Here is a 6,560-nt window from a genome sequence, read left to right on the forward strand (position 1 = left end):
GCCGAGCTGGACGGAGCGGCCGAGTGGCCGGCCTCCGGTGCGGTGCGCCATGTCGGCTCACCGGAGCAACTGGTCGATCTGCTGGGCCGGTTGGCGGAGTCGGTCGACGGGGTCAGGCTGCACCCCGCCGTACTCGCCGTCGACCTGCCGGTCCTGACCGAGCGGGTGCTGCCGAAGCTGGCCGCCGCGGGGCTGACCCGCGCTCCGAGGGCGGGCGCCACCCTGCGCGAAACGCTCGGCCTGCCCCGCCCCGCCAACCGATTCGCCGCCGCGGCGACGAGCAACTGAGGTGAGTGCCATGACCGAACCCCAACCCCGGATCCACCTCGGCGTGTTCTTCACCGGCGTCGGGCCGCAGTTGATCTGGACCGACCCGGACGCGCCCTCCCACACGGCGATCGAGACGTTCGTGGAGATCGCGCAGACCCTCGAACGCGGCCTGTTCGACGCGTTCTTCCTCGGTGAGGGGCTGCGGGTACGGGAGAACCGCGGCCAGGTCTTCGACCTCGACGTGGTCGGCCGCCCCGACGCGATCACCCAACTCTCCGCGCTCGCCGCCGTGACCGAGCGGATCGGCCTGGTCGCGACGCAGAACACCACCTACAACTACCCGGCGGACCTGGCCCGCAGGCTGGCGAGCCTGGATCTGCTGTCCGACGGCCGGGCCGGCTGGAACATCGTCACGACCGACAACGCCTGGACGGGCGCCAACTTCCGCCGTGGCGGCTGGCTGGAACACGAACGCCGCTACGACAGGGCGGGACAGTTCGTCGAGGCGGCCAAGGAGCTGTGGGCGTCCTGGGCCCCGGACGCCGTCGCGCCCGACGGGCAGGCCGCCGGCTGGGCCAGGCCCGACGCCGTCAGCCCGGTGGAGCGGGACAGCGACCTCGTACGGCTGCGGGCGACCGCCACCCTGCCGGGCAGCAGGCAGGGCCGCCCCGTGCTGTTCCAGGCGGGTGACTCCGACGGCGGACGCGAACTCGCCGCGCGCCACGCCGATGTGGTCTTCTCCGCCAACACCGAGTACGGCAAGGCCGTCGCCTACGCCGCCGACCTGCGCGACCGGCTGGCCCGCCACGGCCGTACGCCGGACTCGCTGCGGATCCTGCCGGGCGCCAGCCTCGTCCTCGGCGACACCGCGGCCGAGGCGGCGGAGAAGGCCCGCTGGGTGCGCGGCGAGCAGGTGAACGGCCCCCGCTCGATCGCGTTCCTGGAGCAGTACTGGGGCACCGACCTGTCCGGTTACGACCCGGAAGGACCGCTGCCCGACATCGAGCCGACCGAGGACGAACTCGACCCTTCGCGGGGCACGATCTCGATCGAGCGCCGCAGCGGCAAGCTGGCCCTGATCCAGAAGTGGCGTGACCTCGCCGCCGAACGGAACCTGTCGATACGTGAGTTGGTGGCCGAGGTCTCCCCGGGCCACCCGTCCTTCGTCGGGACCCCCTCGTCCGTCGCCGACGAGTGGACCCGCTATGTCAGCAGCCGCGCGGTGGACGGCTTCAACCTGCTGCCGCATCTGCTGCCGGCCTCCATCGACGACATCGTCGACAAGCTCGTGCCGGAACTCCAGGAGCGGGGCGTCTACCGCACCGCGTACGAGGGCGCCACTTTGCGCGAGCACCTGGACCTGCCGCCGCTGTGACGTCCTGGCGTCGCCGTCGCCGCCCTCGACGGGCGTTCAGCGGGCGAACGTCTCCGACAGGCGTACCTGATGGCCGTCCTTCTCCATCAGGACCACCGTGACGCCGAACGGGTTCGGATGGTCCATCTCCATCGGGATGAAGGCGTAGTTGACAGCGGCCTGGACGGGCGGCACCAACTCACCGGCCGGCTCGGGCGCGAGGGGCGGCAGCCACCGCGGTTCGGCCGGTGAGCCGGCGCCGGCCTGTTCCTCGTACGGGAACCGGTGCAGCACATGCCCGTCCCGCGTGGCGTGGACCATGTTCAGGCAGGGGGCGGGGCCCGACACGGGCAGCCGGCAGGCGGTGGCGACGTCGTCGCTCTCCCAGGCGAGCACCACCTCGTCCGCGCCTGCGGCGGCGGCGATGTTCGACAGCTCGGCGACGGCGGTCTGCCCGTCGTCGCCCGCCGTGAAGGGACGGACCCAAATGAGCCCCACCAACTCGCCCCGTACCAGCGGCATGATGACCGGCCTCGGCACGGCGCCCTGGCCCAGCTCCGCGCTGTAGGCGGCCTTCATCGAGCTGACAAGCCCGTCCCACGTCCGTGCGTCCACGGAACTCCCCTTCACCCTCTGCTGCCTTCGGTCACCGCCGACCCTGTCACACGGCGCGCGCCGTCAGCGGACCGGGCCGCGCAGCCGGGCGCGCAGTTCCTGTACGCCGTTTCCGATGAAGCTGGCGTGCCGGGGGAGTTGGGCGTCCGGGAGGGTGAGGTCCAGGTCGGGGAAGCGGGTGAACAGCTGCTCCAGGGCGATGGTCGCCTCCAGCCTGGCCAGCGGCGAGCCGAGGCAGAAGTGCGGGCCGTGGCCGAAGGAGATGTGGCGGTTGGTCTCCCTGGTGATGTCGAAGCGGTCGGCGTCCGGACCGTGGGCCGCCGTGTCACGCCCGGCGGCGGAGTACGCGGCGAGGACCGGGGTGCCGGTGGGGATCGTGGTGCCGTCCACCGTCAGGTCACGGGTGGGGTAGCGGAACGGGAAGTAGCTGACGGGGCTGTCCCAGCGCAGCGTCTCCTCCACCACGTCCGACCAGCTGGCCCGCCCTTCGCGGACCAGCTCCAGCTGGTCGGGGTGCGCGCACAGGGCGCGGACGCTGTTGCCGATCAGGTTCAGCGTCGTCTCGTGCCCCGCGATGATCATCAGCAGCAGCGTGCCGACGAGTTCGGCCTCACTGAGCTGGTCGTTCTCGCTCTCGCTGGCCGCGATCAGGGCGCTGGTGAGATCGTCCCCCGGCGCCGCACGACGCGCTTCGACGACGGCGGCGAGCGCGGCGAGCACATCGCGGCTGGCCGCCTGCGCGACCTGCGGGCTGACGTCGGTGCTCACGATCCGGTTGGACAGCTCGTGCAGCTGCTCCCGGTGTTCGCGGTCGACGCCGAGGAGTTCGCTGATGACGTCGAGCGGCAGCGGCAGCGCGAAATGCCGCCGCAGGTCGACGGTGCCGTCGCCCTCCGCCGCCACCCGGTCCAGGCCGTCCAGCAGCTCGGCCGTCAGCGCCTCCACCTTCGGCCTGAGCGCCTCGACCCGGCGCGGGGTGAAAGCGGCCGTCACCAGGGAGCGCAGCCGCCGGTGCTCGGACCCGTCGGCGGTGGTCATGCCCTGCACGCTCGCGAAGGCCCGCAGCGGCCAGTCCTCCGGGATCCGCCCGTCGTGCAGCGCCGCGAAGTGCGTGTCGCCCTTGGCGACATCGGGGTGGGCCAGGAACTCCTTGAGCGCCTCGTGCCCCAGGACCGCCATGGCCGGCACCTCGCCGGGCAGGACGACGGACGCCACCCCACCGCGCGCGAGGAGGGCGGCGTTGGTGGCGTGCGGACAGCCGCCCGCCGGGTCGATCCGGTACGGGACGTCCACGGGCGGTTCGGGCGTGTGGGACGAGGTCAACGGAGTGCTCCTGCCTGCCGTGCGAGGTGCGGTTGCGGGGCGGTGAATCGGACGGGCAGGGCACGCAGCCCCCTGCTCCAGGGAGAGTTGATCCAGGACAGCTCCGATTCCGGTACGGCCAGTTTGAGGTCGGGCAGCCGGTGGCGGATGGTGTCCACGGCGGTCCTGGTGATCAGCCGCGCCGGGTCCTGCGCGGGGCAGGCGTGCGGCCCGGCACCGAAGGCCAGATGGGAGCGGTTGCCGACGACCGGGACGCCGTCGTCGGGAAGAATGCTCGGGTCGGCGTTGGCGCCGGCCAGTCCCAGGATGAGCATGTCACCCGTACGGATGTCCTGACCGCCGAACCGCAGGTCGCCCGTGGCGTACCGGGCGGGGAAGTTCTGCGTCGGCGGGAACCGCCAGAGGACCAGGTCGAGCGCGTCGTCGACACTGAGCCGGCCGCCCGTCAGCGACGACTGGAACGACGGGTCGCACAGGATGATGCGCAGCGTGGTCGCGATCCAGTTGAGGACGGTCTGGTTGCCGGCCACCAGGATCGACACCAGATTGGCCTGCACCTCGGGGTCGGACAGATTCGCCGGATGGCGCAGCAGGACGGAGGTGATGTCCGTGCCGGGCCGGCGCCGCTTCTCCGCGATGAGCGCGTACAGGATCTCGTCCATCCGCTTTCCGGAGTCGGCGGACGACGCGTCGGCGCGGGACAGCCCGGAGATGGCCCGCACCAGGTCCTGCCCGGTGGCCTCGTCAAGACCGAGCAGACCCGTGATGACCCGCATCGGCAGCTTGCGCGCGTAGTCCAGCACCAGATCGGCCTCGCCGCGGTCGGCGAACCCGGCGATCAGCTGCTCGGCCGCCGCCTCGACCGTACGGCGCAGCTGGTGTCCGTCCACGCCGGTCAGGGCGAGCGAGACGGGCTGCCGCATCCGGCGGTGCTCGCGGCCGTCGGCGAACAGCACAGCGGGCCGGTAGCCGACCATGGGCAGGATCGGCGAGTCCGCGGGCACCTTGCCCTCCTGCATGAGCCGCCAGCGGCGCGGGTCGTGGGAGAAGTGGTGCTCCTCCCGGGTGAGCCGCAGCAGCTCGCTGTGGCCCAGGACCAGCCAGGCGTCGAGTCCGGGGGCGAGTATCACCGGGGCCACCGGACCGTGTACGCGCCGCAGTTCCTCGTACAGGGCGGGCAGCGTGTCGCCGTCCAGCTCCGGTCCGTACAGCGGCGTGGGCCTTCGGGGGTCGACGGCCGGGACCTGCTGGTGCGGTGGGACGGCGTCGTGCGGTGGGACGGCGGAGGGGGTGGCGGTCACGCGAGCTCCCTGACGGAGTCGATGTGGATGAGGTGGCGCACGAGCGTGATCAGCGCCCGGACGCTGGAGGTACGGTCACGGGCGTCCAGGATCACCAGGGGAGTGCTGGGCAGCAGGTCGAGTGCGGTCCGCAGGTCGTCCTCGGGGTGGGTCGGGCTGTCCGGGAACTGGTTGACGGCGACGACGAACGGCAGGTCCAGGTCCTCCAGATGCCCGAGGGCGTCGAAGCTGGCGCTCAGGTCGCGGGTGTCCACGAGGGCGAGTCCGCCGAGCGCGCCGATGGCGAGGTCACGCCAGGCGGGCAGGAAGCGGTGCTGGCCCGGCGTGCCGAACAGGTAGAGCACCAGCTCGCCGCCGAGCGTCATCCGGCCGAAGTCCAGCGCGACCGTGGTGGTGGTCTTCGCCGCGGGCCCGCCGGTGTCCACCCGGGAGCCCGCCTGCGTCATCGCCGCCTCGGTCTGGAGCGGCGCGATCTCGGAGACCGTGCCGATCAGGGTGGTCTTCCCGACCCCGAGCGGACCGACCACCATGATCTTGGCAGCCCCCGCGACGCCCGGCGCGAGGTACGCGGGTGCGCTCGCGCCCGGCGCGCTTCCGCCCGGTGCGCCCGCGTCCGCCGTGCTCCCGTCCGCCGTGCTCCCGTCCGGCGCGCCGCTCTCCATGACACCGACGCCCGACGACGGCTCAGATTTGTTGTTCGAGGCCATCCAGGATCCTTTGCAGCATGCTCACGTCGGTGCGTTCGGCCCGGCGAATGGGCGGACGGGTCAGTATCAGTCCCCAGGTCAGAAGGTCGGACAGCAGCACCCGGACGACCGGCAGCGGCTGGTCGATGTACGCCGCGACCTCGCCGACCGAGATCAGCCCCTGGCAGTACGCCAGGATGTCGCGGTGCTCCGGCTGTAACGCCGCTGCCCCGGCCGGCTGCTCCGGGTCGACGGCGACCACCAGGGACTCCCAGGACAGCGTCGGCCCCTCGGCGTCCGCCCGGCCGCCGGTGATGACGTAGGGCCGGATCGCAGGGACGGTCCGTTCCTGCGGTTCCGTCATGACGACGGGCTCACCGGCTCCCGCGCGGGGCTGCTCAGGTGCTCGTTGATCTTCACGACCAGGACCTGCATCTGATGGGCCACCCGCCCCATGTCCGCGTCGAGTTCGGCAGCGACGCCCAACTGCGCACCGACACCGCCCGAGGTGAAGAGCACGAAGCCGCGATCGGACTCCACCATCACCTGCCGCACCGCCGCGTCCTCCCCGTACAGCAGGGCGGCGGTGGACTTGCTGGTCGCCGCCAGAGCGGCGCTGGCCGCCGACAGCGTGTCCGCGGTGTCCTTGCCCAGGGCGGGCGCCGACTCGGCGGACGACCGGCCACGGAGCAGCCCGTCCTCGGACAGGACGACGGCGTGCCGGACGCCGGGCAGCGCGGTCAGGGGTTCCAACATCCAGCCCAGGTCGGGGAGTCGGGCGATTCCGGTCATGACCGGCCTCCATCATTCTGTGTAGGTACGTCGTCGCTGTCCACGGCTGTGCTGTCAGTCTCGTCGCTGTCGCTGACGTCCCCGCCGCCCGCGGCGTTGGTCCTGCGGCCCTTCAGCGTGCCGGCCACCACGCTGGAGATCGAAGCGGCCGCGGCCTCCGGCGACCAGGCGGGGGCGTCCTCCGCCGCGTCGCCAGGGGCCGACAGCGGCGGGGCGTCT

At 72.3% G+C, this 6,560-nt stretch carries 7 protein-coding genes and 2 pseudogenes; 2 read left to right on the forward strand and 7 right to left on the reverse strand.

From position 1 onward, the window contains the following. Positions 1-288 (forward strand): annotated as a pseudogene (locus tag HY68_RS33165) (nitrilotriacetate monooxygenase); the annotation flags it as partial. Positions 289-298: 10 nt separating this feature from the next. Then, a complete protein-coding gene (locus HY68_RS33170; RefSeq protein WP_041998866.1) occupies positions 299-1,645 on the forward strand; it encodes an NtaA/DmoA family FMN-dependent monooxygenase in 1,347 nt (448 codons plus the stop codon). 36 nt (positions 1,646-1,681) lie between these two features. Here the strand turns inward: HY68_RS33170 and HY68_RS33175 are convergent, their stop codons facing one another. The 7 genes and pseudogenes from HY68_RS33175 to HY68_RS45825 all read right to left on the reverse strand — a co-directional run. After that, positions 1,682-2,239: a hypothetical protein gene (locus HY68_RS33175; protein ID WP_041998869.1), complete on the reverse strand. Its 558-nt coding sequence runs from the start codon at positions 2,237-2,239 to the stop codon at positions 1,682-1,684. A 63-nt stretch (positions 2,240-2,302) separates the two neighbouring features. Further along, positions 2,303-3,562, reverse strand: coding sequence for a cytochrome P450 (locus HY68_RS33180; RefSeq protein ID WP_041998871.1), 1,260 nt, complete (start codon positions 3,560-3,562; stop codon positions 2,303-2,305). Then, the gene (locus HY68_RS33185) at positions 3,559-4,773 is read right to left on the reverse strand and encodes a cytochrome P450 (RefSeq protein WP_042000578.1); all 1,215 of its coding nucleotides are present in this window, start codon (positions 4,771-4,773) and stop codon (positions 3,559-3,561) included. The genes HY68_RS33180 and HY68_RS33185 overlap by 4 nt, the downstream gene beginning before the upstream one ends. Positions 4,774-4,859: 86 nt before the next feature. Then, positions 4,860-5,570, reverse strand: a complete 711-nt coding sequence (locus HY68_RS33190; RefSeq protein ID WP_241778838.1) for an ATP/GTP-binding protein — start codon at positions 5,568-5,570, stop codon at positions 4,860-4,862. After that, positions 5,548-5,913: a DUF742 domain-containing protein gene (locus HY68_RS33195; RefSeq protein WP_041998874.1), complete on the reverse strand. Its 366-nt coding sequence runs from the start codon at positions 5,911-5,913 to the stop codon at positions 5,548-5,550. Before HY68_RS33195 ends, HY68_RS33190 begins: the two co-directional genes overlap by 23 nt. Next, positions 5,910-6,341 (reverse strand): roadblock/LC7 domain-containing protein, encoded by a 432-nt coding sequence (locus HY68_RS33200; RefSeq protein WP_041998877.1) that lies wholly within the window; start codon positions 6,339-6,341, stop codon positions 5,910-5,912. Before HY68_RS33200 ends, HY68_RS33195 begins: the two co-directional genes overlap by 4 nt. Beyond that, positions 6,338-6,560 (reverse strand): annotated as a pseudogene (locus tag HY68_RS45825) (ATP-binding protein); the annotation flags it as partial. The gene HY68_RS33200 and the pseudogene HY68_RS45825, both read right to left, overlap by 4 nt.

The organism is Streptomyces sp. AcH 505 (assembly GCF_000818175.1).
Taxonomy (GTDB): domain Bacteria; phylum Actinomycetota; class Actinomycetes; order Streptomycetales; family Streptomycetaceae; genus Streptomyces.